The following is a 25038-nucleotide window of genomic DNA, read 5'->3' as shown; positions in this document are numbered from 1 at the left end:
GCGATTGCGGTTTGTCAGCCAGATCGCATCGCGGGGCAAGCCCGCTCCCACCAACAGCTGCTCCCACCTTGCTGGACTATTACCAATCCAGCAACGGTCCCTCTTGTTGAATTGACTTTTTTTCTTACAAATTCAGCTATATCCTCTCCGCCGCAAGCTGAACCGCTTCAGTCTCTCCCCCAGAAGCCTTATCGCCGAAGATCCCCAGGACCCGGCGCACTTGCCGTTTTTTCAACAATCAAAAGATAGCGCTATCTCATGCCTCTGATTCATCGTTTCCGCCTTTCCCCCGCCACCCGGACGCTGTTTTCGGGTCTGGCCATCGCCAGCCTCGCCCCCAGCGCCCAGGCCGCCGCGATGTTCGCCAGCGACTCGCCATGGATGCTCGGCGATTGGGGCGGCACCCGCACGGAGCTGGCTGAACGCGGCTACGACTTCACCCTCGGTTACACCGGCGAGATGGGCGCCAACCTGCACGGCGGCTATGACGACGACCAAACGGCGCGCTACAGCGGCCAGTTCGCCCTCGGCACGCACCTGGACCTGCAGAAGATCCTCGGCTGGCACGACGCCGAGTTCCAGCTCACCGTCACCCAGCGCCACGGCGACAACATCAGCAACGACCGCATCAACGATCCACGGGTCGGCGGCTTTACCTCGGCCCAGGAAGTCTGGGGTCGTGGCCAGACCTGGCGGCTGACCCAGATGTGGATCAAGCAGAAATATTTCGATGGCGCGCTGGATGTGAAATTCGGCCGTTTCGGTCAAGGTGAAGACTTCAACAGCTTCCCCTGCGACTTCCAGAACCTGGCCTTCTGCGGCTCCCAGGTAGGTAACTGGGCCGGTGATATCTGGTACAACTGGCCAGTCAGCCAGTGGGCCCTGCGGGTCAAATACAACCTCACCCCCGAGCTCTACGCGCAGATCGGCGCCTACGAGCAAAACCCTTCGAACCTGGACCGTGGCAACGGCTTCAAGCTCAGCGGCAGCGGCACTCAGGGCGCGGTGATCCCGGTCGAGCTGGTCTGGAGCCCGGCGGTCAATGGCCTGCCAGGGGAATATCGCGCCGGTTACTACTACAGTAATGCCAAGGCAACTGATGTCTACAAGGACAGCAACGGCCAACCGGCAGCACTGAGCGGCCAGGCTTATCGCAGCAGTTCGAGCAAGCACGGCTTCTGGCTCGGTGCCCAGCAACAGTTGACGTCGCAGGCTTCCGACCACTCCCGTGGCCTGAGCGTGTTCGCCAACGCCACGTTGCACGACAAGAAGACCAATGCCATCGACAACTATGTTTCGGCAGGTGTGGTGTACAAGGGGCCCTTCGACGCCCGCGCCAAGGACGACATCGGTTTCGCCCTGGCCCGCGTGCACGTCAACCCCGCCTACCGCAAGAACGCCAAAGCGCTCAATGAGGCCAACGGTGTCAGCGACTACGACGATCCCCTGTTCCGTCCAATCCAGGACACCGAGTACAGCGCCGAGCTGTACTACGGCATTCACCTGGCCGACTGGCTGACCGTGCGCCCGAACCTGCAGTACATCCGCCACCCCGGTGGCGTGAACCAGGTCGACGACGCGCTGATCGGCGGGATCAAGATCCAGAGCAATTTTTAATCGCCCTTTTCACTTAACGGAGAACACACGATGAGCACAGAAGGTGCCCTGAGTAGAACCCGCTGGCTACCACGCCTGATTGGCGTGCTGTTGCTGCTGATGGGCCTGGCCCTGCTGGCGGGCGGCATCAAACTGAGCCAGCTCGGCGGCTCGTTGTACTACCTGATCGCCGGGATCGGTTTCGCCCTGTCCGGCATCCTCCTGCTGGCCCTGCGCCGCCACGCTCTGGGCCTGTACGGCCTGGTGCTGCTGGGCAGCACGCTGTGGGCATTGTGGGAAGTGGGCCTGGACTGGTGGCAACTGGTGCCGCGTCTGGCCCTGTGGTTCGCCCTGGGTGTGGTCCTGCTGCTGCCATGGGCGCGTCGTCCGCTGCTCGGCAATCCGTCGAAGATCAATCCGGCGCTGCTGAGCCTGGCCGTGGTTCTGTCTGGTGCCACCGCCGTCGCCAGCCAGTTCACCCATCCGGGTGAAATCAAGGGCAAACTGGGCCGCGACAGCAGCGGCCTGAGCAGCACCGCGCCGCAAATGCCCGATGGCGAATGGCAGGCTTACGGCCGCACCGAGTTCGGCGACCGCTATTCGCCGCTGCGCCAGATCACCCCGGACAACGTGCACAAACTGCAGGAAGCCTGGCGTATCCGTACCGGCGACCTGCCAACCGACAACGACCCGGTGGAACTGACCAACCAGAACACCCCGCTCAAGGTCAACGGCATGCTCTATGCCTGCACCGCCCACAGCAAAGTGCTGGCCCTGGACCCGGACACCGGTGCCGAGATCTGGCGCTTCGACCCGCAGATCAAAAGCCCGGTAGGCTTCAAGGGCTTCGCCCACATGACCTGCCGCGGTGTTTCGTATTACGACGAAAACAGCTACCTCAGTGTTGACGGCAGCCCGGCACCGAAGATCTCCGACGCAGGTCAAGTGGTAGCCCGCGCCTGCCCGCGTCGCCTCTACCTGCCCACCGCCGACGCCCGCCTGATCGCCCTGAACGCCGACACCGGTAAAGTCTGCGAAGGTTTCGGTAACCAAGGTGTAATTGACCTGACCACCGGCATCGGCCCGTTCACGGCTGGTGGCTACTACTCCACCTCGCCTGCGGCGATCACCCGTGAACTGGTGATCATCGGCGGCCATGTGACCGATAACGAGTCGACCAACGAGCCGTCCGGGGTGATTCGCGCCTACGACGTTCACGATGGCCGTCTGGTGTGGAACTGGGACAGCAACAACCCGGACGACACCGCGCCATTGGCAGCGGGCAAGACCTACAGCCGCAACTCGGCGAACATGTGGTCGCTGGCCAGTGTCGACGAAAAACTCGGCATGGTCTTCCTGCCCCTGGGCAACCAGACGCCTGACCAGTGGGGCGCCGACCGCACCCCGGGCGCCGAGAAGTTCAGCGCCGGCATCGTCGCCCTCGACCTGCGCAACGGCAAGGTGCGCTGGAACTACCAGTTCACTCACCACGACCTGTGGGACATGGACGTCGGCAGCCAGCCAACCCTGCTCGACCTGAAGACCGCCGATGGCGTCAAACCTGCACTGATCGCGCCGACCAAACAGGGCAGCCTGTATGTGCTCGACCGTCGTGACGGCACCCCGATCGTGCCGATCCGCGAAATCCCGGCCCCGCAAGGTGCTGTCGAAGGCGACCATACCGCCCCGACTCAAGCCCGCTCCGACCTCAACCTGCTTGGCCCGGACCTGACCGAACAAGCCATGTGGGGCGCCAGCCCGTTCGACCAGATGCTCTGCCGCATCCAGTTCCGCGAGCTGCGCTACGAAGGCCAGTACACCCCGCCGTCGCTTCAGGGCAGCCTGGTGTACCCGGGTAACGTTGGTGTCTTCAACTGGGGCAGCGTCTCGGTCGACCCGGTCCGCCAACTACTGTTCACCTCGCCGAACTACATGGCCTTCGTCTCGAAGATGGTGCCGCGTGAGCAAGTCGCCGCCGGCAGCAAGCGCGAAAGTGAAACCAGCGGTGTACAGCCGAACACCGGCGCCCCGTACGCGGTGATCATGCACCCGTTCATGTCGCCTCTGGGCGTACCTTGCCAGGCGCCTGCCTGGGGCTACGTGGCCGGTATCGACCTGACCACCAACCAGGTGGTGTGGAAGCACAAGAACGGTACCAGCCGCGACAGTTCGCCGATCCCGATCGGTCTGCCGATTGGCGTGCCAAGCATGGGCGGCTCGATTGTCACCGCGGGTGGCCTGGGCTTCCTGAGCGGCACCCTGGACCAGTACCTGCGCGCCTACGACACCAACACCGGCAAGGAGCTGTGGAAAGCGCGCCTGCCGGCAGGTGGCCAGGCCACGCCGATGACCTACACCGGTAAGGACGGCAAGCAATACGTCCTGGTGACCGCCGGCGGTCATGGTTCGCTGGGGACCAAGATGGGCGATTACGTAATCGCTTACAAATTGGCTGAGTAAAAACCATCGCGGGGCAAGCCCGCTCCCACAGGCCTCTGTGGGAGCGGGCTTGCCCCGCGATCAGCCCTAACCATTGAAACGCCCCCCAACCCGCCCCATGTAAGCACCATAGTCATTTACGCAGGTGCCCCATGAGTGACCAGCAGGATCTACCCGAACGCCCCGAGGAACACGCCGAAGTCGAGCATCCTGAAGCCTCCCGACACACCGGCCACAACCTCGCCCTGCCCGACCAACAACTGCCGGAAAGGGTCTATGTGATCCCGATCCACAACCGCCCGTTCTTCCCGGCACAAGTACTGCCGGTTATCGTCAATGAAGAACCCTGGACCGAAACCCTGGACCTGGTGTCCAAGACCCCGCATCACTCCCTGGCGCTGTTCTTCATGGACACCCCGCCGGAAGATCACCGCCATTTCGACACCTCGGCCCTGCCGCTGTACGGCACCCTGGTCAAGGTTCACCACGCCAGCCGCGAGAACGGCAAGCTGCAGTTCGTCGCCCAGGGCCTGACCCGGGTACGCATCCGCACCTGGCTCAAGCATCACCGCCCGCCGTACCTGGTCGAAGTCGAATACCCGCATCAGCCGAGCGAGCCGACCGACGAGGTCAAGGCTTACGGCATGGCCCTGATCAACGCGATCAAGGAGCTGCTGCCGCTCAACCCGCTGTATAGCGAAGAGCTGAAGAACTACCTCAACCGCTTCAGCCCCAACGATCCGTCGCCGCTGACCGACTTCGCCGCGGCGCTGACCTCGGCCACCGGCAACCAGCTGCAGGAAGTACTCGACTGCGTGCCGATGCTCAAGCGCATGGAAAAAGTCCTGCCAATGCTGCGCAAAGAGGTCGAAGTCGCTCACCTGCAGAACGAGATTTCTGCCGAGGTGAACCGGCAGATCGGCGAGCATCAGCGCGAGTTCTTCCTCAAGGAGCAGCTCAAGGTCATCCAGCAGGAACTGGGCCTGACCAAAGACGACCGCAGTGCCGATCTGGAGCAGTTCGAACAGCGTTTGCAGGGCAAGACATTGCCTGCCGCCACGAAAAAACGCATCGACGAAGAGATGAGCAAACTGTCGATTCTTGAAACCGGCTCCCCTGAGTACGCCGTCACCCGCAACTACCTGGACTGGGCCACCGCCCTGCCCTGGGGCGTGTATGGCAAGGACAAGCTCGATCTCAAGCACGCGCGCAAGATCCTCGACCAGCACCATGCCGGGCTCGACGACATCAAGGACCGGATCCTCGAATTCCTTGCCATCGGCGCCTGGAAAGGTGAAATCAGCGGCTCCATCGTCCTGCTGGTGGGCCCGCCCGGGGTCGGCAAAACCAGCATCGGCAAGTCCATCGCGCAATCCCTGGGCCGTCCGTTCTATCGCTTCAGCGTCGGTGGCATGCGTGACGAGGCCGAGATCAAGGGCCATCGGCGCACCTATATCGGCGCCCAGCCGGGCAAGCTGGTGCAGGCGCTCAAGGACGTCGAGGTGATGAACCCGGTGATCATGCTCGACGAGATCGACAAGATGGGCCAGAGCTACCAGGGCGACCCCGCCTCGGCGCTGCTGGAAACCCTCGATCCCGAGCAGAACGTCGATTTCCTCGACCATTACCTCGACCTGCGCCTGGACCTGTCCAAGGTGCTGTTCGTGTGCACCGCCAACACCCTCGACTCGATCCCCGGGCCGTTGCTCGACCGCATGGAAGTGATTCGCCTGTCCGGTTACATCACCGAAGAAAAACTGGCTATCGCCAAGCGTCACCTGTGGCCCAAGCAGCTGGAAAAAGCCGGTGTGGCCAAGTCCAGCCTGAGCATCACTGACAGCGCCCTGCGCATGGTCATCGAGGGCTATGCGCGCGAAGCCGGTGTACGTCAGCTGGAAAAGCAGCTGGGCAAACTGGTGCGCAAGGCGGTAATGCAATTGCTGGAAAACCCCGAAGCGAAGATCAAGATCGGCAGCAAAGATCTCGAAGCCTCTCTGGGCATGCCGGTGTTTCGCAGCGAGCAGGTATTGTCGGGCAAAGGTGTGATCACCGGCCTTGCCTGGACCAGTATGGGCGGCGCTACCCTGCCGATCGAAGCAACGCGCATCCACACCCTCAACCGCGGCTTCAAGCTGACCGGCCAGCTGGGTGATGTAATGAAGGAGTCGGCGGAAATCGCCTACAGCTATGTCAGCGCCAACCTGATCAAGTACGGCGGTGAACCCTCGTACTTCAATGAAGCCTTTATCCACCTGCATGTGCCCGAAGGCGCCACGCCCAAGGACGGCCCCAGCGCCGGGGTCACTATGGCCAGCGCCCTGCTGTCCCTGGCCCGCGACCAGGCACCGAAGAAAGGTGTGGCGATGACCGGCGAGCTGACCTTGACCGGGCAGGTCCTGCCGATTGGCGGGGTACGCGAGAAGGTAATTGCGGCACGACGGCAGAAGATCTTTGAACTGATCCTGCCGGAAGCCAACCGCGGCGACTTCGAAGAGTTGCCCGACTACCTCAAGGAAGGCCTGAGCGTGCATTTCGCCAAGCGCTTCAGTGATGTGGCGAAAGTGTTGTTTAGTTGAGGCCAGCTCAAGCCTGAATGCGGGCATGGAAAGCCCGCATCAGTACTATCAGCGCTGTCTGAGTAGCGTCATGGGGCTCACGAGTGAAACAGGGTGAGCTTGCGGTTCATCTCCAGGGCACTTTGCTCGATGGTGCTCCACTGCCCCAGAAACCTGCCAAAGTAGATTGCGAACCCGGCCAGTTGCTGGCCCGTGATGATTTGCTGAAGCTGTTCAGCGGACGCATCGATGTAGACAGTGAGGCTTTGCCAGGCTGAATGAAAATGTGAAGAAGCGGTCACCACTTCCCTTAGAAGCGCCTCCATTTTCTGAAGTCGCTCTGACAGATCCCGGATGCGCAGTTGCAAGTCAACCAGCGCCATAGTCTGTGGACTAAAATCCCTGGTCGTTGGTCTTTTGTACTTCTCGACGCCCTTAACCTTTCTTGCAGCTACAGGAATCAACTGCATCCGGGCTTCATCGCGAAAGCGCTGGACTTCGACGCGCACAAAACCGACTTGTCGGGAGTACTCCGTCAATGTTCCCTTGAGCGTATTCACATGTTTGGACAAGCTAGAAACTATCTGCCTGTCTGCTGGACTGAGCTGGACCAGTTCGCCACCCTGCAGGGTGTCCCACGCCTCACGTCGTTTACCTAACGCCTTGGTGTGCTCACACGCTTCAAGAATAATTGATCCGGCACTATTGATTTTGCTGGCGGCGGCTGCCAATACAGTTGTCAACTGCAAGTTTCTACCGAACAACACTTCCCAGCTATTGGCGTGCGCCTTCAGTTGAAAGAAAAAGCCCATCATACTGTTACGATCAAGTTCAGGATCACTCTGGCTTATCGGGGCTCCGCCTAGCCATTGGGTCAAATCAGCCGACGAACTCGGCAACCCCTTCACATACCTTGCATACTCGTCGAGGCTTCGAACATGCGCTTGTGACAAGCTCAGCGCACCGGTATCCAGTTCTGCCTCCATTACTTTCAACAAATTTCCAGGTAGGCGCAAGGCCTGCTCTTGCCAATCTAAATCTGCTCTCGCATTCATTCCTTTGCCCCCAGCAATATATTCCGTATGCCTGACACCCGAACTGGTTAGAACGCCCTCTTGAACTCGTCGACAACATGACGTACATAGGCGATCAACGCCACCAGCAGCTTATTCAACGACTGAGCGCTTTCGATGCCCTTCAACTTCAGACTGCTTAACTGATTACGTACAGCTGCCAGTTGCACACGGATCTGATTTTTTTCAGCCAGCCACTCCAGGCGCTTTTCAATCAGTGGCGCGTACTCCGAAAGTGCCATTAGATAGCTATGCAGCTGATTCGCACGTTGCTGCCGTTCACGCTGTTCAGCGACCATTTCATTCACTTGGGCCCGCAGTGCCCGGCGCTGGCCTTGGAGTTGCGAGTAACGCATCCCTTCCTGGATGCCGCCCATCAGCTTGTTCAGTGCCTCCACTGCCTGCTCGACCGCCAAGGCAGCACCCGCCGTGGTAGCGCCCGTGGCGACCATCGCCTGAACCTGCTCAACCGTTGGCAGCTTGCCCTCAAACTGCTTTTCTATTCCATTAGCCTCGAATACTGCGAGTGCTTTCTCCAGCTCCGCAAGCTCGTTGCGTTTGCTGGTCAGCATGTTGGCCAGCGCTGGCAAGCTGCTGGCCAACTGCTGCTGGGCTTCCAGATAGTTCGTACGATCGCGGTTCGGGTCATAAACCGGAAGGCTGGCAATCAACTTGGTAGCGCTTTCCACCCCTACCAGCATGACATCAAGTTTTTTGCCAATATTTCCCGCCGATCGCTGGATTTCCTCCAGGAGAAACTCCTCTTCATCGGGCTCTCCCCTACTCGCCTGAAGATCCTTAAGCAACATTTCAATATTTTCTGACTTTATACCTACAGCGAGAACCTCAGAATTTTTAGCCAACTCTTCGACATACGTTAGAAAGCCCTTGTAGTGTCGTTCGACCGAGGTATGCAACAGCGGCAGAAAATCGAACGTACGCCGCTCCCAGAATCCCGAATAAGCAGAAGCTGCTGCCAGTACTTTAGCCATATCTGGGCTTTGCAGAGCAGTGTGAAGCGCAATAACATTGTCATTCATGAAGAAGCATCCTTATTTAGCAGCTGCGGCGTCGTCAAATACACGATTCATATGCTGGGCAAAACGCTCAATATCTTTCCATTGCCCAATGAAGCGCTTAAAATAATTCGCAAACTTGAACAGCGCCTGGTCGGATTCGATGCGTTTGAGATGCTCAATCGATGCATCAATGTAAACACCAATGAGCTGCCAGGCAGATTGCAGGTGGGATGACGCGGTGAGTACATCCCTCAGTCGAGTATCCATCTGCCCCATCTGGGTACCCAATTCCTCCACAAGCCCTTCCAGCCTCATGGCGACTTTCAGCTTCTGGCTCACTTCGCCACGCTGTTTCTGACGCTTGTTGCGCTCTTTACGTACTTTCTCCGCCTTGCTGCCATAGATGGAGCCGGTGATAACCACGCCCAGCGCCCCTGCAGCCAGACCGCTTAGCGCTGCTTGGACATACTGGTCATATTCGGCTTCAAGGCGTTTGATTTCTTTATCAAGCTCGGCCAAATCTTCACGTAGGTGCTGTACCGCCCCACTCGTCTTTTGACGCTTGATCGCCTCGGTTTTTGTTGCCACCAAGGGCAGCAGCTTTTCACGCGCGTGATCTCGAAACTGCTCGGTTTCCTCGCGAACTGCACTTACACGCCGAGCGAAAAGATCCACGTCTTCGCGCAGGACTTCCATACAGTCAACCAGGTCCAGGACCCGACGTTTGTCGTCCGCACCAAGACTGATCGGTGTGTCGAAACGAAGGGTCTCCCACGCCTCTTTCTTCTTACCCAGGGCGATGCTTTTTTCGAGAAGCACCAATACCTCGTCACCTGTGGTATTGATGCCATTGGCACTGGCAGCCAACTCGAAGCCGAGTTTCTTGCTGTTGTCGGCAAGCTTTGACCAGCTGCGACCGTGTGTCTGTAACTGTTTGTGCATGTCGCCCATGCTGTTCGGCATTAGCGCCGGCTCGGCGATGGTGGAATAGCCCAGCCAGCGAATCAGTGCATCCTGGGCAACAGGCAGGCTGAAGACATGGTTTGCATACTGGTTGAGGGTGACGATGTGCTCCCTCGTCAGGGTCAGCCCCCCTTCCTCAGGCCCATCGCGCTCTGCCATGGCCTGGATAAGGTTCCCGGGCAGCAGTTCAGCCTCTTTCTGCAATGTGTCAAAATCCTTTTGTGTACTGCTCATAATCATGTCCCTGTTGATAGGCCAATCCGGCCTGGGACCTTCAAACTATTACGGTTGTTTACTGCCCAGCAGAGGGCAGGCTTTCCTGAAAGCCAAAGCTAGCCTGAATGAATGGATTATCAATGAAGATCAACTGCAAATTGCTGGTCCTTGGCCTGCCCCTCCTGGCAGCCTGTTCACAAACCCCGAGCAAACACGACAACGTGGTGCTGGAAAAATCGAGCCAGTGCCCTATCCGCCTGGAGATGGACCAAACCCTCACCCTGACCTTGCCCAGCAACCCCAGCACTGGCTATCGCTGGCTGCTGCAGAACCCCGCTGCGGGCATCCTGCGCAGCTTGGGCCCTGAGGTCTACAGCCATCCGGAAGATGCCGGGATCGTCGGCAGTGCGGGAGAATCGACCTGGCGCTTCCTGGCCCAGGCCGCAGGTGAGGGGCATTTGCTACTGGTTTACCAACAGCCTTGGGCACCCGAAGTCAAGCCTGTGCAATCGTTCGACTGCCGTATCCTGGTTCAATAGCGCAATCAAACACTCTCGTAGCTCAGTCGTACAGCCACCAGGTAATTGCACAGGTCGGCCAAGGCAACGGTCACAGCGTTCGGATCACTTAGCGAACCGAGCGCGTCGGCCTGCGCTTGCCATTCCTGTTCGAGCTTACGGGCCTGCGCCAACCAATCGTTCTTCGTCGACTCCAGCCCCCAGATGGCTTTGTTCGCTGAAAATACATCCTGCGCCTGTTGCCAGGCTCGCTTTGCACTAGCGAGGTCCTGTTTCGCGCTCACGATTTTCCCATCCAGCGCCATACGAGCATCAACCAAGTCTGAGACTTCAAGAATTTTTCCGAATTCGTCGATGCTCTCTGACAACCGCTTTGAGGCAGCCTTGAGCAATGCAGGAGTGACCGTCGGATCCTTGAGGGTACCGATGATAAGATCGACATCCTCCTCCTTGGGTATCAGTCCTTTGAAAGCGTTGAGAACTGACGGCTTCTGGAACAAAGCGATAGCCTCGGCGACATTAGTCCTTTTGACTTCCAGGTCAGTCAAACGCTGAGCAAGTTTCTCGGCTTCTGATTTTTTGTCGACCGCCTTACTCTCCAGTGCTGGGAGGGCATCCTTGAACGCCGCCAACGAGAACACCTGCATTTCGTGCGTTTTCAATATCAACTGGGAACGCAATTGATTCTGCCGACTGACGACAGCAGCAATCCTGTTTTTCAAAACCTGTGGATCTTTAAAGTTTGCAAACGTCCTGCCATCCAGCAACGCGATGCCGCCGACTACACTTTCGTGCCAGGTGTTCTCCACTTCCATCATCAGATTTTTCAGCTCGAATACAAGCTCCTGACCCGCGGGAAGAATATCCATCTCATACTGATCAATAGTATTGAACACCTGTTCCTGGGTCGCCTTCATCCATAAATAATCGGGAACAAGCGATTTTATATCCAGCAGCTCCTTGTCAGTCATTTGAAGCCTCCTCAACCAAGTCAGAGAACAGGATGGATAACTTACTGCAAATTCCGCCTATCTTGTTCCAGGGGGCTATGACCTCAGTGAAGTCCTGGACAAACTCTTCGAGCTCACTACTGGTGGTAAGGTGTTCAATCTCTCGTAGCGAGGCCTGCGAAAATTGGTTGAGGGTTACCCAGAGTTTTTTCAGCTTGCCAGCGGCACTCGTGAGATCCGTCATTCTGAAGTCAAGATCCTCGATAATTAACTGGAGTGGAAGGAAACTCTCCAGGGCAGGTTCCAAGGCCTGCAATTGCCTTGCAACACCTGCTCGCTGTTCCAGCAGCTCATTTTTTTTTGCTCGTATCTCTTCGGCCTTGCTTCCAAATACCCCCCCTGTAATCACTAAACCAATAGGTCCAAGCGACAACCCCGTAAATGAAAGTCCGACCTGATAGTCGTAATCATCCTTAAGATTTTTTACGTCCTCATCGAGCGCATCAATTTTAGTACGTAACTCTGAGGTATTAACGTCTTTCAACGAGCTTTCGATATGCGCAATCACCTGCCTCAGACGCGGCCTGACCTGGGTGGGAATATCCGTTTCAAAACTCCTTGCAAGCGCGTTGACCTCTTCAATTTCCTTACTGGTTTCTTTAATTTCCTCGATCAAGTTCGCGAGTTTACTTTGGAGCAATTCACGAAGTGGCTCAAATCCTTTATCCAGCAAAGCGTTAGCGCCCCCAGCCCCTTTCTTGCGGATAATTTCCTGATAGGTATCGGAATTGTTAACATCCTCAAGCAATGCGCCTCCGCGGCTCGCCAATTTACCCGCGAACAGTTCAAGCGTAGGGCCCAGCCTGGCAATCTGATCCTCCAACCTCCTCCATTTACTCGCATGTAAATACAGCACTTCGCAGAGCACCAGAACCCTATTCACATCAACATCGAGAACAGCAGTATCAATTTTCAGCCGAATCTCTTCTTCACTTTGAGGAAGGTCATCGACCACCCGTACATATCCTTTTATCTTCTGCAGGTTTTGCTTTGTCAGCAAGGCAGTCCCTTGACGATCTTGCTCGGCACGGCTATCGAGAAAAGAAAAGTATTTCTCAGGCAGGCTCTTGGCTCTGGTTTTTAAATCCAGCTCTTCAACTGGCACTACCGCATGGTCAACGGGTTCTTCCTGAATGACTTCCATAAATAGACTCCAAAAACATGTGTATTACGGAAACCAAACTAACTAATGGCGTACACTGTGTAAGTCGCCAGATTTACCTTGTCCCGTGCGATTGATGAAAACTTCTTGACCGTTCGGTCTGGCCGAGAAACGCTGCCATGGCCAGACGCACTGCCTTTGGCTAAAATGCGCCTCCGTTTCATCCTGCATCGAGCACACCGTGAACCAGCCCCCCGACCGCCTATTCGCCCAGCCACTCGGCCAGGTGCCCGACTTCGCCTTCAACGAAGACGTGGTGCGGGTGTTCCCGGACATGATCAAGCGCTCGGTACCCGGCTATCCGACAATCGTCGAGAACCTCGGTGTACTGGCTGCCCAGTTCGCCCAACCGAACACTGCCCTGTATGACCTGGGCAGCTCACTGGGGGCGGTGACGCAGGCTCTGCGCCGCCACGTGCGCAGCGACGGTTGCCGGGTGATCGCCATCGACAACTCGGCCGCCATGGTCGAGCGCTGCCGGCAATACCTCAATGCCCAGGACTCGATGTTCCAAGAGCTGCTGCCGGTCGAGGTGATCGAGGGCGATATCCTTGCTCTGGATTTCCAGCCTGCCTCGGTGGTGGCAATGAACTTCACCCTGCAGTTCATCGCCCCCGAGCAGCGCCTGGAGCTGCTCACGCGTATCCGCCAGTCGCTGCTGCCGGGCGGTGCACTGATCCTCTCGGAGAAGCTGCGCTTCAACGACCCGGACGAACACGCCCTGCTCACTGACCTGCATGTCGCCTTCAAACGCGCCAACGGCTACAGCGAACTGGAAATCGCCCAGAAGCGCAGCGCCATCGAGAACGTGATGAAACCCGACAGCCTTGAAGAACACCGCGAACGCCTGCTGGCAGCCGGTTTTTCCAAGGTCGTGCCCTGGTTCCAATGCCTTAACTTTGCCTCGTTGATTGCCTTGCCATGATTGATCTTTCCCCACTGGTCCGCCGCTTGGCGGGCACCCCCCTGGCGCAATGGTCACAAGGCCTGCAAGCGCAACTCGATGCCAAGATGGAGAAAGGTCACGGCGACCTGGAGCGTTGGCAGAATGCCCTGGACGCGCTGCCGGCGCTGGTGCCGAGCAAAGTCGACCTGGTCAACGGCCTGAACCTCGATTGCGACTGTGACCAGGACACCCGCGATCGCATGCGCCAGGCACTGATGGGCTTGTCACCCTGGCGCAAGGGCCCGTTCGACCTGTTCGGTGTGCATGTCGATACCGAGTGGCGCTCGGACTGGAAATGGTCGCGGGTCGCCCCGCACCTGGATCTCAAGGGCAAGCGCATTCTCGATGTCGGCTGCGGCAACGGTTACTACCAGTGGCGCATGCTCGGTGCCGGTGCCGACAGCGTGATTGGCGTCGATCCCAACTGGCTGTTCTTCTGCCAGTTCCAGGCGGTTCAGCGCTACTTGCCAGAGCTGCCTGCCTGGCACCTGCCCTTCGCCCTGGAAGACCTGCCAGCCAATCTCGAAGGCTTCGACACGGTGTTTTCCATGGGCGTGTTCTACCACCGCCGCTCGCCTATCGAGCATCTGCTGGCGCTCAAGGACTGCCTGGTAAAAGGCGGCGAGCTGGTGCTGGAAACGCTGGTGGTCGAGGGCGACGAACATCAGGTGCTGGTGCCCGAAGACCGCTATGCGCAGATGCGCAACGTCTGGTTCCTGCCTTCGGTGCCGGCCCTGGAGCGCTGGCTGCGCCGCGCCGGTTTCAGTGATGTGCGCTGCGTCGATGTCAGTGTCACCAGCATCGAGGAGCAACGCAGCACCGAGTGGATGCGCTACCAGTCGCTCAGCGACTTCCTCGACCCCGCCGACCACAGCCGTACCATCGAAGGGTTGCCTGCGCCACGTCGCGCAGTACTGGTGGCACGCAAATAAAAAAGGCGCCCGTATGGGCGCCAAAATTCACCTTTACCAAAGGAGCGGGGAGCTACCAAGGTGAATGGAGCTACTCTTTGACCACCTGCTGCTGAGCGTTGGCGCGCTTCTGCGCGTCGGAGCTGGCAACCGCCTGATCCTGCTTGCCGTGGATCTGCTCCTGGCTCAGGCGAAACTTCTCCCAAAACTGTTTCGAACGTTCCGCGCCGCCTTCGGCCAGCGCGGCACCACTACCAAGGGCCAGAACGCCCATCAATGCATACTTGATCAGGCTCATGTTGCTCACCTCGTGATTGAATTTCAGTACGGTTCAATCTTACGAAGGGCAAGCTAACGACAAGGTGAGCAGGACATTACAGTGTTGCAATAAACGCCCTATAACAGGGTCAGCGGGTACTCCACTATCAGGCGCACTTCGTCCAGGTCCGACTCGAACGCCGTGGCCCGGGTGGTGGCCTGACGCAGGCGCAGCGACAGGTCTTTGAAAGTGCCCGACTGCACCACATATTTCGCTTCGATATCGCGCTCCCAGCGCTTCTGCCCGGTCAGTGGATTACCCTCGGCATCACGGCGCATGTACACCGCGTTGGCATCGGAATAATCAGCGTCACTGCCACGCCCGTAGCGGGTCATGAAGGTCAGGCCCGGTACGCCATAGCTGGCCATGTCCAGGTCGTAGCGCAGCATCCACGAGCGCTCCTTGGGTGAGTTGAAGTCGCTGTACTGGATCGAGTTGTCCAGGTAGATCGAGTCGGCCTGGCGCAAGTAGTCGAAGTCGTTGTCGCCCTGGTTGCGTTGATGGGACAACGCCAGGGTATGGGCGCCATAGCTGAAGCCAACCCGCGCACTCCAGATATCGTTGTCGAAGCTGCCGAGCAATTGCTGGCCCTGATCTTTGGCCTTGTAGTAATTGAAACCGCTGAAAACGCTGAGCTGTTCGGAGATCAGGTACTGATAGCTGACGCCTGCGTAGTACTGGTCCCAGGCATCCTTAAGGCGACTGCTGTAGAGACTCAGGCTGAGGTTGTCCGTGGCCTGATAATCGCCGCCGAAGTAGCCCAGCCAGGGCGAGTCGACCGGACCTGCGTAAAAGGTCTCGAAGCCGTCACGGTTGTTGCTTGAAAGAGGTTGGCTCATGGCATGCAGGCGCCCGCCCTGCAGGGTGAAGTTCTCCAGGGTGGTGTTTTCCAGGGTCCAGCCGCTGAAGCTTTCCGGCAGCAGGCGGGAGTCGCCAAAATGCACCACCGGCGTGGTCGGGAACACGTCGCCCACTTTGATTTCGGTGTCGAACAGGCGCGCCTTGAGGGCGCCGCCCAGCTTGCTGAAGTTGCTCGCGGTATCGCCATTGCTATCGACCGGCAGCATATCGAACGAGCTACGCCCGCCACTGCGGCCATCGCCACTGTCGAGCTTGAGCGCAAGCATGGCATAGGCATCGAGGCCAAAGCCGACGGTGCCTTCGGTGTAGCCCGACTGGAATCGGGCGATAAACGCCTGGGCCCAGGCCTCGGCATAACCGGCCTTGCCGGTGGGTGACTCGCCGCCCTTGCGATAGTCACGATTGAAATAGAAATTGCGACTGAGCAGCGTCAGGCTACTGTCCTCGACAAAGCCCGCGGGCTCGACGGAGGCATAGCTGACTGAGCAACTGGCCAGGGCCAGGACGCCGGTGATACAGGTTGTGGTTTTATTCCCCATCTTCAACTCCTGATTATTCGCCGTAATACGCACGACGGCCGCTGATGCGGCCGCCGTGGGTATCCTGACAAGGGCTGAATAACTCGAAGATGAGCGTGAAATTACAGTTTCGTCACTTCATCGGTGTCGTCTTCTTCGTCCCTACGGTGAGCCCGGTAGTACAACGCTGGCAGCACCAGCAAGGTCAATGCGGTGGAGGACAGAATCCCGCCGATCACCACGGTCGCCAGCGGTCGCTGCACCTCGGCGCCAGTGCCGGTGGCCAGGGCCATGGGAATGAAGCCCAGGGAAGCCACCAGCGCGGTCATCAGCACAGGCCGCAGACGGGTCAGCGCACCTTCATCGATGGCCTGGCGCAGCGTCCGCCCTTGCTCGCGCAAACCACGGATAAAGGCAATCATCACCAGGCCGTTGAGTACCGCGACACCCGACAAGGCAATGAAACCGACCCCGGCCGAAATCGACAGCGGAATATCCCGTAGCCACAGCGCCACCACCCCTCCGGTCAAGGCAAAAGGAATACCGGTGAACACCAGCAAACCGTCCTTGAGGTTGTTGAACATCATGAACAGCAAACCGAACACCAGCAGCAAGGCCACCGGCACCACCACTTGCAGACGCTGCGCCGCCGACTGCAACTGCTCGAACTGTCCACCCCAGCGCGTCCAGTAACCGGCCGGGATGCTGACCTGGCTGTCGATGCGCTCACCGGCCTCCTCGACAAACGAACCGATATCACGCCCGCGCACGTTGGCACTGACCACCACCAGGCGCTTGCCGTCTTCACGGCTGATCTGGTTGGGGCCCTGGACCAGTTGCAGGCTGGCGACATCGGCCAGGGTGATAAAGCCGATCTGGCCATTGCCGGCAGCACCTGCCGGCACCGGGATCAACAACTGCGACAGACCGTCGATGTCGGTGCGCAGGTTGTCAGACAGGCGCACTACCATGTCGAAGCGGCGGTCGCCCTGGTACAGGGTACCGGCCTGACGTCCGCCAACCGCCACGGCGATGGTGTCTTGCACATCGCCGACATTGAGTCCGTAGCGCGCCGCCTTGTCGCGATCGACATCAATGGTCAGCACCGGTAACCCCGAGGTCTGCTCGACCTTGACTTCCGACGCCCCCGGCACCGCCTGCAGCGCCGCGGCAATCTGTGCGGCGGTGCGGTTGAGCTGATCCATGTCGTCGCCGAAGACCTTCACCGCGACATCACTGCGCACGCCGGAAATCAGCTCGTTGAAGCGCAACTGAATCGGTTGTGACAGCTCGTAGTTGCTGCCCGGCACGCGGGCACTGGCGCGCTGGATATCGGCGATCAGTTGCTCGCGCGACTTGCCCGGATCCGGCCACTGGTCTTGCGGCTTGAGCATCACATAGCTGTCGGAGATGTTCGGCGGCATCGGGTCGGAGGCGATCTCGGCGGTGCCGGTCCGTGCGAACACCCGCTCGACCTCGGGCACCTGACTCAACACACTCTGTTCCAGTTGCTGCTGCATGGCCACCGACTGGCTCAGGCTGGTACCGGGCACGCGCAACGCCTGCAAGGCGAAATCACCTTCGCTCAAGCTCGGCACGAACTCACTGCCCATGCGACTGGCCAACACACCGGACAACAGCACCATCACGGCGGCCAGACTGAACGCCAGCGACCGATGGCCCATCACCCACTGCAACAGCGGTGCATAGCCACGCTTGGCGCTGCGCATCAACAGGTTCTCGTCTTCCTTGACCTTGCCGGTGACGAACAGGGCAATCGCCGCGGGCACGAAGGTCACCGACAGCAACATGGCACCGAGCAAGGCAATCACCACGGTGAACGCCATGGGGTGGAACATCTTGCCCTCGACGCCGCTCAGGGCAAAGATCGGCAGGTAGACCACCATGATGATCAACTGCCCGTAGATCAGCGGCCGACGCGCTTCGCGGGCAGCATTGAAGACTTCATGGAAGCGTTCGGAGCGGGTCAGCAGACGGCCATGGTGTTGCTGGGCGTGGGCCAGGCGGCGGATCGCATTCTCGACGATCACCACCGCGCCATCGACGATGATGCCGAAGTCCAGCGCGCCGAGGCTCATCAGGTTCGCACTGACCTTGTTGCTGAACATGCCGGTGAAGGTAAACAGCATCGACAGTGGAATGATCATCGCGGTGATCAACGCGGCGCGGATGTTGCCGAGGAACAGGAACAGAATCACGATCACCAGGATCGCGCCTTCGATCAGGTTCTTCTTCACCGTGGCAATGGCTTTATCGACCAGGTTGGTCCGGTCATAGACCGTCACCGCGCTGACCCCGGCCGGCAGTGAACGGTTGATTTCCACCAGTTTCTGCGCCACCGCCTGGGACACTGTGCGGCTGTTCTCGCCAATCAGCATGAACACCGTGCCGAGCACCACTTCGCGGCCATTCTCGGTCGCTGCACCGCTGCGCAGCTCTTTTCCGATGCCGACTTCAGCGACATTGCGTACGCGGATGGGGGTACCGTCGATGTTGGCCAGAACGATATTGGCGATATCCTCGATCCCGGCCAGTTGCCCCGGCGCGCGGATCAGCAACTGTTCGCCGCGGCGCTCGATGTAACCGGCACCGACGTTGGCATTGTTGCGCTCCAGGGCGGTGAGCAAATCGGCCAGGGTCAGTTTGTAGGACGCCAGGCGCTTGGGATCGGGGGCAATCTGATACTCCTTGGCAAAGCCGCCGATGGTGTTGATCTCGGCGACCCCGCGCACGTTGCGCAGTTGCGGTTTGATGATCCAGTCCTGGATCTCGCGCAGGTCGGCGGGCGTGTACGGGCTGCCGTCCTCCTTGCGCGCATCCTCGGCGGCTTCCACCGTCCACAGGAAAATCTCGCCCAGGCCGGTGGAGATCGGCCCCATCGCTGCTTCGACACCTTCAGGCAGTTGCCCGCGCGCCTGTTGCAGGCGCTCGTTGACCAGTTGCCGGGCGAAGAACAGGTCGGTGCCTTCCTCGAAGATCACCGTTACCTGGGACAGCCCCGAACGCGACAGCGAGCGGGTCTGCTCAAGGCCCGGCAAGCCGGCCATGGCCGTCTCGATGGCGAAGGTGATGCGCTGTTCGGTTTCCAGCGGCGAGAAGCCCGCCGCCTGGGTGTTGATCTGGACCTGGACGTTGGTAATGTCCGGAACCGCATCGATTGGCAGCTTCTGGTAGCTGGCCACACCGAGCGCGGCCATCAGCAGCACCGCCAGCAGCACCATCAGGCGCTGCTCGATGGCAAATTGAATAAGGCGTTCGAACATGAGAGGTACTCGCGCGGGTCAGTGGGCGTGCTCGGCGCTGGCCTTGCCCAGCTCCGACTTGAGAACGAAGCTGCCCAACGCCGCCACCTGCTGACCGGCTTGCAGGCCCTTGCGGATTTCGACATAGCCATTGGCACTGGCGCCCAGCTCCACCGCCTGGGCGACGAAGCCCTCGGCGGTGCGCACGAACACGGTGGGCTTTTCTTCGAGGCTCTGGATCGCCTGATCGGGTACGGCAAGGCTGGCGGCGATGGTCTCGCCCGGCACCTGCACGGCCACGAACAAGCCCGGACGCCAGGCGCCACGCGGGTTGTCGAGGGTGACACGAACGCTGGCGGTGCGGGTCTGCTCACCGAGCAGGCTGCCGACATGACTGATGCGCCCTTCAACCTGCTCACCCAGCTCGCTGGCGACAATGTTTACCGTCATACCCGCGCGGACCTTGCCCAGATCCCGCGGTGCCACACCAAAGGTCGCCCACACCCGCGAGAGGTCGGACAAGGTGAAGGCGGCACTGGTCTCATTGACCACCTCACCCGGCACCAGGTGCTTCTCAACGATCTGCCCGGCAAACGGCGCGCGCAGTTCGTAACGATTGCCGCCGGCCAGCACCGTGGTGCCGCTCAGGGCGCTGATTTTCTGCCGGGCGTTGGCCTGGGCAATTTCGGCCTCCTGCAGGGCCTGGCGGGCTTGCAGGTAGTCCTGCTCGGCGGAAATACCTTCCTGCCACAGGTCCTTTTCCCGCTGATAGGTGCTGCGCGCCAGCTCCAGACGCCGCTGACTCGCCGCCAGTTCGCTGCGCTGTTCGGAGATCTGCGGGCTGGCGATCACCGCCAGCAAGTCACCGGCCTTGACCTGCTGACCGAGTACCACCGCGACCGACTCGACCACCCCGGCTGCTCTCGGCACCATATGCGCGGTGCGGTCTTCATCGAAGCGGATCTCACCCGGCAGCGACAGGCTGCGTTGCAACTGGCGTGGTGCGGCAGCGGCCAGTTCGATCCCGGCCAGCGCGATCTGCTCCTGGCTCAGGGTGATCGCACCCTCTTCTTCCGCGTGCCCCGATTCAGACTCGGCATGCCCGTGCTCGCCTTTTTCTTCCTCATCGTGATCACCTTCAGCATGATCGTGGCTGGACGCTGGCGTTGCCGCCTGCGGCTGCGGACCGGTCTGACGCGTCAGCAGCACGCCCAGCCCCAGGCCCAGCAACAAGGCAGCGATCAGCAGCGTTGTGGACTTCTTGTTCATGCAGTCTCCTTAGCGGTCACCGCTGAACGCGGTGTCAATCAAAGCGGGGGAAAGTCGATCAGGCTCAGCGGCTGGCCAGGCTCAGGTCGCCGAAAATGCGCTCCAGACGCACTCGCGCTTCACTGCGCTGGGCCTGGGCCTGGAGGTACTGCAGGCGGGCGGCAACCAAGGTGCGCTGGGCATCGAGCACATCGAGAAAAGCGAACTTGCCGCGCTCGAAACCGCGTGTGGCAGCGTCCACCGCCTGTTGCGCCGAAGGCAGGATCGAGCGGTCGAAGTCCTGCACCTCCTGGGCGGCGGTACTCCACTGAGCCAGGGCCTGGATCACTTCACTGCGCAGCCGCAGTTCGGCGTCATTGCGCTGGTCGCGGGCCTGATCGGCGCGGCGGGCGGCGGCGAGGATGTTGCCCTGATTGCGGTCGAACAGCGGTATCGGCAACGACAGACCGACCACGTTGACGCGCTCGCGCTCGGCTTCGTCGTACTGGCTGCCGACACTCACGGTCAGGTTGGGAATCCGTTGCGTGCGCGCAAGTTTCAGGGCGGCATCTGTCTGATCGATCTGCGTGCGCGCCAGGCGCATGTCCGGCGTTTGCTCCAGGCGTTCAAGCAGCTGGGTGCGGCTCGGCACGTCGGGCTCCTGCTTGCCAACGCTTTCGACCCGGCTGAACTCGGCCATGGGTGCTCCGGTCGCGGCCGCCAATTGCTGATAGGCAACGGTCAGCGCCTGTTCGGCACGCCCTAGCTCCAAGCGCACTTCGGAAAGCTGCACCTGGGCCCGCGTCGCCTCCACCGGCGAGGCGCTGCCGGCCTTGACCCGCCCCTGCACCACTTGCAAAGCCCGCTCGCTCAAACGCAGTGATTGTTCGGCCAGTTGCAGACCTTGCTGGGCCTGCACCGCCGCCTCGAAGGCGCCGATCACTTCGGCACGCAGGGCGTTGCCCTGGCGTTCAAGCTCCAGTCCCGCCAGTTCCGAATCGCGTCCGGCCACGCCCAGCCGCGCACCGCGCTTTCCGCCCAGCTCGAACATCTGACTGACGCTGACCGTGGTGGTCTGCGAGCCGTTGCGGGTGTCTTCAACCTCCCAGCTCAACTCGGGGTTGGGCAGTACCCCCGCCTGGCGTCGTTCACCTTCGGCGATATCGATGCCCCAACGTGCGACCGCCAGCTCTGGGTTGTTGGCCTGGGCGGTTCGCAGGGCATTGTCGAGGGTCAGCACAGGGCCTTGGGCCAATGTCACAGAGGGCAAGGCCAGCAATACCAGCGTCAGCAGAATGCGGCCACGGCCTGTGCCGGGCCTGTCCAGGGTGCGAAACATGGCGGACTCCTGCGCCTTTTTTGGAGCCCGCACTGTAGTAATCGGGGTTTATCCCCAAGATGACTCGAAAATTACAAATCTGTAATCCAGCCAATGCCCTGCACAAGATGACTTAGTATCCGCCGCTTGATGCCCTTCAGCCCTTGACCTTCTAGCTACTTCAGGGTTGAGAATCACCGCCTTTCACACCACCGAGTCATTTCATGCGCTTACTGATTATCGAGGACGAGCTTCGCACCGCCGATTACCTGCAACAGGGTCTGAGCGAGAACGGCTATATCGTCGATTGTGCCCACAGCGGCGCCGACGGCCTGCACCTGGCCCGCCAGCAGGCCTACGACCTGATCATTCTCGACGTCAACCTGCCCGAGCTCGATGGCTGGACCGTGCTGCAGCGCCTGCGCGCCGACTCCAGCACGCGGATCATGATGCTCACCGCTCATGGCCGCCTTTCGGACCGGGTCAAAGGCCTCGATCTGGGCGCCGACGACTACATGCTCAAGCCCTTCGAGTTTCCGGAACTGCTGGCGCGTATCCGCAGCCTGTTGCGGCGCAACGACCAGGCCCTGCAACCGAGCACCTTGAAAGTTGCCGACCTGGAGCTGGACCCGGGCCGTCACCGTGCTTACCGCAGCGGCCAGCGTATCGACCTGACGGCCAAGGAGTTCGCCCTGCTGCACCTGCTGATGCGCCAGAGCGGCGAGGTGTTGTCGCGCACCCAAATCATTTCACTGGTGTGGGACATGAACTTCGATTGCGACACCAATGTGGTGGAAGTCTCGATCCGCCGCCTGCGCGCCAAGATCGATGACCCCTTCGACAACAAACTGATCCACACCCTGCGCGGCGTCGGCTACGTGCTTGAGGCACGCGAATGAAACCGGCGCGGCTTTCCCTGCGTCTGGGCCTGAGCGTCAGCCTGATGGGCGCGGCGCTGGTGCTGCTCATGGCCTGCCTGGCGGTACTTGCCCTGGACCACGAACTGGACAGTCGGGCGCGCAAAAGCCTGACGGCGAAAATGGCGCAGATCGAGCACGGCCTGAGCATCGACCTCAAGTCCGGTGACCTGCAAACGTCGGCGCACCCGCTTCTGGATGTGGTGATGGGCCATGACAACCTGAGCCTGAGCGTGATCGCCCTGACCGGTCGGCATTCGGCCCTGTTGACCCTCGGGCCGGGACTCGAAGCCGAGGCCCTGCTGCAGATTCCCGGCAGCCCCGGGCTGGCCTTTCAACAATGGCGCGACAGCGATGACAATCACCTGCTGACCGCCTCGCGGTTGATGCGTTTGCAGGACGGCACCGATGTTCGCGTGTTGCTCACGGTCAACCTTGCCGACGACCACAGCCTGTTGCAGGCCTACCTGCGCTCGACGCTGCTGGCGCTGCCATTGCTGGTGCTGTTGATCGGTTTTGGCGCCTGGAAGCTGGTACAACGCGGCCTGACGCCACTGCGCAGGTTCAGCCAGATCGCCGGGCAGGTTTCTGCCCAGCAACTGGCCTTGCGCCTGCCACTGGACGACTTGCCCCTGGAGCTGAAGGAGCTGGCCCATGCCATGAATGTCATGCTCGACCGGCTCGATGGCGGCGTGCAGCAACTCTCGCAGTTCTCCGACGACCTCGCCCATGAGCTGCGCACGCCGATCGGCAACCTGATGGGCAAGGCCCAGGTGACCCTGAGCCGGGAGCGTCCCGTCGAGCAATACAAAGAAGTGCTGGAAGCCAGTATCGAAGAGCTGACCCGGCTCAACCGGATCATCAATGACATGCTGTTTCTCGCCCAGGTCAGTCAGCCTCACGCCCAGTTGCCGCTCAAACCGGTAAACCTGGCCGATGAAGCCAAGCGCGTCAGTGAGCTGTTCGAGTTCAGCAGCGAGCAGAAAGACATCAGCCTGCGCCTGCACGGCTGGGGCTCGATCATGGCTGATCGTTTGATGGTGCAACGGGCGTTGTCGAATCTGTTGAGCAATGCCATTCGCCATAGCCCTGAGGGGCTGCCGATCGATATTGCGGTCGAGCGCTGTGGGGATGAAGTCCGCCTGTCAGTGGAGAACCAGGGGCCGGGCATTGAGCAGGCCCATCTGCCGCATCTGTTCGAACGTTTTTACCGGGCGGGATCAGGACGATCGCGGCTGGAGGGGGGGACCGGATTGGGGTTGGCGATTGTGAAATCGATCATGCAAGTGCATGGCGGGCGGGTTGAGGTGAGCAGTGAATTGAATGGTTTGACCCGGTTCAGTCTGGTCTTCCAGGGGTCGTAGACTGCATCGCGGGGCAAGCCCGCTCCCACCGGTGGGAGCGGGCTTGCCCCGCGATGTTTTTAATGACGGCTAGCCGCCATGATCAACGCCTTCATCTCCGCCACCGCCGACTTGAAGCCAACGAACAATGCATGTGCCACCAGCGCATGACCAATGTTCAGCTCGTTGATGCCCTTGATCGCCGCGACCGCTTCAACGTTATGGTAATGCAGGCCATGACCGGCATTAACGATCAGCCCCTGGGCCAAACCAAAGGCCACGCCGTCGGCAACGCGCTTGAGCTCTTCAGCAACCTCCGTCGGGGTTTCGGCATCGGCATAGCGGCCGGTGTGCAGTTCAATCGCCGGTGCACCGACGCGACGCGACGCTTCGATCTGACGCTCATCGGCATCGATGAACAGCGACACTTCCGACCCCGTGCGTGACAGGCGTTCGACGGCGGCCTTGATCCGCGCCTCCTGACCGGCTACGTCCAGGCCACCTTCGGTGGTCAGCTCCTGGCGGGTTTCCGGGACCAGGCAGATGTGCGCCGGGCGGATGCGCTCGGCGAAGGCCATCATTTCTTCGGTCACACCCATTTCGAAGTTCATGCGCGTCTGCAGCACGTCCTTGAGCACCAGCACGTCGCGCTCCTGGATATGCCGGCGGTCTTCGCGCAGGTGCACAGTGATGCCGTCGGCGCCCGCCTCTTCGGCGTCCAGCGCGGCCTTGACCGGATCGGGGTAGCGCGTGCCACGCGCCTGGCGCAGGGTCGCCACGTGGTCGATGTTCACGCCGAGGAGCATGCGGTTGCTTTGAGTCACGAAGAGGCTCTCCTGAAGA

At 60.2% G+C, this 25038-nt stretch carries 19 protein-coding genes; 8 read left to right on the top strand and 11 right to left on the bottom strand.

What is annotated here, in order from left to right; translation table 11 throughout:
• Positions 1 to 258 precede the first annotated feature (258 nt).
• From PSAKL28_RS05645 to lon, 3 genes are all read left to right on the top strand, one after another.
• Positions 259 to 1617, top strand: a complete 1359-nt coding sequence (locus PSAKL28_RS05645) for a carbohydrate porin (RefSeq protein WP_051939181.1) — start codon at positions 259 to 261, stop codon at positions 1615 to 1617.
• A gap of 30 nt (positions 1618 to 1647) precedes the next feature.
• A complete protein-coding gene (locus PSAKL28_RS05640) occupies positions 1648 to 4056 on the top strand; it encodes a glucose/quinate/shikimate family membrane-bound PQQ-dependent dehydrogenase (RefSeq protein ID WP_038607688.1) in 2409 nt (802 codons plus the stop codon).
• Positions 4057 to 4187: 131 nt separating this feature from the next.
• A complete protein-coding gene (gene lon, locus PSAKL28_RS05635) occupies positions 4188 to 6611 on the top strand; it encodes an endopeptidase La (protein ID WP_038607685.1) in 2424 nt (807 codons plus the stop codon).
• A gap of 77 nt (positions 6612 to 6688) precedes the next feature.
• On the opposite strand, the gene PSAKL28_RS05630 is transcribed toward lon, so the two are convergent.
• From PSAKL28_RS05630 to PSAKL28_RS05620, 3 genes are read right to left on the bottom strand one after another with little or no spacing between them, the layout of a single operon-like run.
• The gene (locus PSAKL28_RS05630; protein ID WP_157687004.1) at positions 6689 to 7645 is read right to left on the bottom strand and encodes a hypothetical protein; all 957 of its coding nucleotides are present in this window, start codon (positions 7643 to 7645) and stop codon (positions 6689 to 6691) included.
• Positions 7646 to 7692: 47 nt separating this feature from the next.
• Entirely contained in the window at positions 7693 to 8703 is a 1011-nt protein-coding gene (locus PSAKL28_RS05625) for an alpha-xenorhabdolysin family binary toxin subunit B (protein WP_157687003.1), read from the bottom strand.
• Between the two features lie 12 nt (positions 8704 to 8715).
• Positions 8716 to 9879 carry an alpha-xenorhabdolysin family binary toxin subunit A gene (locus PSAKL28_RS05620; RefSeq protein WP_038607675.1) on the bottom strand — a complete coding sequence of 388 codons (1164 nt, stop codon included), beginning with the start codon at positions 9877 to 9879 and terminating at the stop codon, positions 8716 to 8718.
• A 122-nt stretch (positions 9880 to 10001) separates the two neighbouring features.
• Between PSAKL28_RS05620 and PSAKL28_RS05615 the strand changes: the two genes are divergently transcribed.
• A complete protein-coding gene (locus tag PSAKL28_RS05615; protein WP_038607672.1) occupies positions 10002 to 10400 on the top strand; it encodes a protease inhibitor I42 family protein in 399 nt (132 codons plus the stop codon).
• Between the two features lie 5 nt (positions 10401 to 10405).
• Here the strand turns inward: PSAKL28_RS05615 and PSAKL28_RS05610 are convergent, their stop codons facing one another.
• Together PSAKL28_RS05610 and PSAKL28_RS05605 are read right to left on the bottom strand one after the other, a co-directional pair.
• A complete protein-coding gene (locus tag PSAKL28_RS05610) occupies positions 10406 to 11350 on the bottom strand; it encodes an alpha-xenorhabdolysin family binary toxin subunit B (protein WP_038607669.1) in 945 nt (314 codons plus the stop codon).
• A complete protein-coding gene (locus PSAKL28_RS05605) occupies positions 11343 to 12533 on the bottom strand; it encodes an alpha-xenorhabdolysin family binary toxin subunit A (protein ID WP_051939179.1) in 1191 nt (396 codons plus the stop codon). Before PSAKL28_RS05605 ends, PSAKL28_RS05610 begins: the two co-directional genes overlap by 8 nt.
• A gap of 199 nt (positions 12534 to 12732) precedes the next feature.
• Between PSAKL28_RS05605 and cmoA the strand changes: the two genes are divergently transcribed.
• Together cmoA and cmoB are read left to right on the top strand one after the other, a co-directional pair.
• A complete protein-coding gene (gene cmoA, locus PSAKL28_RS05600; RefSeq protein WP_038607667.1) occupies positions 12733 to 13476 on the top strand; it encodes a carboxy-S-adenosyl-L-methionine synthase CmoA in 744 nt (247 codons plus the stop codon).
• Positions 13473 to 14429 carry a tRNA 5-methoxyuridine(34)/uridine 5-oxyacetic acid(34) synthase CmoB gene (cmoB, locus tag PSAKL28_RS05595; protein WP_038607665.1) on the top strand — a complete coding sequence of 319 codons (957 nt, stop codon included), beginning with the start codon at positions 13473 to 13475 and terminating at the stop codon, positions 14427 to 14429. Before cmoA ends, cmoB begins: the two co-directional genes overlap by 4 nt.
• Before the next feature lie 70 nt (positions 14430 to 14499).
• On the opposite strand, the gene PSAKL28_RS05590 is transcribed toward cmoB, so the two are convergent.
• The 5 genes from PSAKL28_RS05590 to PSAKL28_RS05570 form a co-directional block, all read right to left on the bottom strand.
• Positions 14500 to 14706 (bottom strand): hypothetical protein, encoded by a 207-nt coding sequence (locus PSAKL28_RS05590; RefSeq protein WP_038607664.1) that lies wholly within the window; start codon positions 14704 to 14706, stop codon positions 14500 to 14502.
• Between the two features lie 98 nt (positions 14707 to 14804).
• The gene (locus PSAKL28_RS05585) at positions 14805 to 16127 is read right to left on the bottom strand and encodes an OprD family porin (protein WP_038607662.1); all 1323 of its coding nucleotides are present in this window, start codon (positions 16125 to 16127) and stop codon (positions 14805 to 14807) included.
• A 101-nt stretch (positions 16128 to 16228) separates the two neighbouring features.
• A complete protein-coding gene (locus PSAKL28_RS05580; protein ID WP_038607660.1) occupies positions 16229 to 19390 on the bottom strand; it encodes a CusA/CzcA family heavy metal efflux RND transporter in 3162 nt (1053 codons plus the stop codon).
• Positions 19391 to 19408: 18 nt separating this feature from the next.
• Entirely contained in the window at positions 19409 to 20638 is a 1230-nt protein-coding gene (locus PSAKL28_RS05575) for an efflux RND transporter periplasmic adaptor subunit (protein WP_038607659.1), read from the bottom strand.
• 64 nt (positions 20639 to 20702) lie between these two features.
• Entirely contained in the window at positions 20703 to 21956 is a 1254-nt protein-coding gene (locus PSAKL28_RS05570; RefSeq protein ID WP_038607657.1) for a TolC family protein, read from the bottom strand.
• Between the two features lie 203 nt (positions 21957 to 22159).
• Here PSAKL28_RS05570 and PSAKL28_RS05565 point away from each other — a divergent pair, with 203 nt between their 5' ends.
• Together PSAKL28_RS05565 and PSAKL28_RS05560 are read left to right on the top strand one after the other, a co-directional pair.
• Positions 22160 to 22834, top strand: a complete 675-nt coding sequence (locus PSAKL28_RS05565) for a heavy metal response regulator transcription factor (protein WP_038607655.1) — start codon at positions 22160 to 22162, stop codon at positions 22832 to 22834.
• Complete coding sequence (locus tag PSAKL28_RS05560; protein WP_038607653.1) at positions 22831 to 24216, top strand: heavy metal sensor histidine kinase; 1386 nt, start codon at positions 22831 to 22833, stop codon at positions 24214 to 24216. The genes PSAKL28_RS05565 and PSAKL28_RS05560 overlap by 4 nt, the downstream gene beginning before the upstream one ends.
• A 59-nt stretch (positions 24217 to 24275) precedes the next feature.
• On the opposite strand, the gene pdxJ is transcribed toward PSAKL28_RS05560, so the two are convergent.
• Positions 24276 to 25001 (bottom strand): pyridoxine 5'-phosphate synthase, encoded by a 726-nt coding sequence (pdxJ, locus tag PSAKL28_RS05555; RefSeq protein WP_371261991.1) that lies wholly within the window; start codon positions 24999 to 25001, stop codon positions 24276 to 24278.
• Between the last annotated feature and the right edge of the window lie 37 nt (positions 25002 to 25038).

The sequence above is a fragment of the Pseudomonas alkylphenolica genome (genome assembly GCF_000746525.1).
GTDB lineage: Bacteria > Pseudomonadota > Gammaproteobacteria > Pseudomonadales > Pseudomonadaceae > Aquipseudomonas > Aquipseudomonas alkylphenolica.
This window is presented reverse-complemented; position numbering and strand designations above follow the sequence as displayed.

Coding starts and splice junctions, on each gene's coding strand:
- PSAKL28_RS05645 (WP_051939181.1), top strand. CDS start 259: ATGCCTCTGATTCATCGTTTCCGCCTTTCCCCCGCCACCCGGACGCTG.
- PSAKL28_RS05640 (WP_038607688.1), top strand. CDS start 1,648: ATGAGCACAGAAGGTGCCCTGAGTAGAACCCGCTGGCTACCACGCCTG.
- lon (WP_038607685.1), top strand. CDS start 4,188: ATGAGTGACCAGCAGGATCTACCCGAACGCCCCGAGGAACACGCCGAA.
- PSAKL28_RS05630 (WP_157687004.1), bottom strand. CDS start 7,645: ATGAATGCGAGAGCAGATTTAGATTGGCAAGAGCAGGCCTTGCGCCTA.
- PSAKL28_RS05625 (WP_157687003.1), bottom strand. CDS start 8,703: ATGAATGACAATGTTATTGCGCTTCACACTGCTCTGCAAAGCCCAGAT.
- PSAKL28_RS05620 (WP_038607675.1), bottom strand. CDS start 9,879: ATGAGCAGTACACAAAAGGATTTTGACACATTGCAGAAAGAGGCTGAA.
- PSAKL28_RS05615 (WP_038607672.1), top strand. CDS start 10,002: ATGAAGATCAACTGCAAATTGCTGGTCCTTGGCCTGCCCCTCCTGGCA.
- PSAKL28_RS05610 (WP_038607669.1), bottom strand. CDS start 11,350: ATGACTGACAAGGAGCTGCTGGATATAAAATCGCTTGTTCCCGATTAT.
- PSAKL28_RS05605 (WP_051939179.1), bottom strand. CDS start 12,533: ATGGAAGTCATTCAGGAAGAACCCGTTGACCATGCGGTAGTGCCAGTT.
- cmoB (WP_038607665.1), top strand. CDS start 13,473: ATGATTGATCTTTCCCCACTGGTCCGCCGCTTGGCGGGCACCCCCCTG.
- PSAKL28_RS05590 (WP_038607664.1), bottom strand. CDS start 14,706: ATGAGCCTGATCAAGTATGCATTGATGGGCGTTCTGGCCCTTGGTAGT.
- PSAKL28_RS05585 (WP_038607662.1), bottom strand. CDS start 16,127: ATGGGGAATAAAACCACAACCTGTATCACCGGCGTCCTGGCCCTGGCC.
- PSAKL28_RS05580 (WP_038607660.1), bottom strand. CDS start 19,390: ATGTTCGAACGCCTTATTCAATTTGCCATCGAGCAGCGCCTGATGGTG.
- PSAKL28_RS05575 (WP_038607659.1), bottom strand. CDS start 20,638: ATGAACAAGAAGTCCACAACGCTGCTGATCGCTGCCTTGTTGCTGGGC.
- PSAKL28_RS05570 (WP_038607657.1), bottom strand. CDS start 21,956: ATGTTTCGCACCCTGGACAGGCCCGGCACAGGCCGTGGCCGCATTCTG.
- PSAKL28_RS05565 (WP_038607655.1), top strand. CDS start 22,160: ATGCGCTTACTGATTATCGAGGACGAGCTTCGCACCGCCGATTACCTG.
- PSAKL28_RS05560 (WP_038607653.1), top strand. CDS start 22,831: ATGAAACCGGCGCGGCTTTCCCTGCGTCTGGGCCTGAGCGTCAGCCTG.
- pdxJ (WP_371261991.1), bottom strand. CDS start 25,001: ATGCTCCTCGGCGTGAACATCGACCACGTGGCGACCCTGCGCCAGGCG.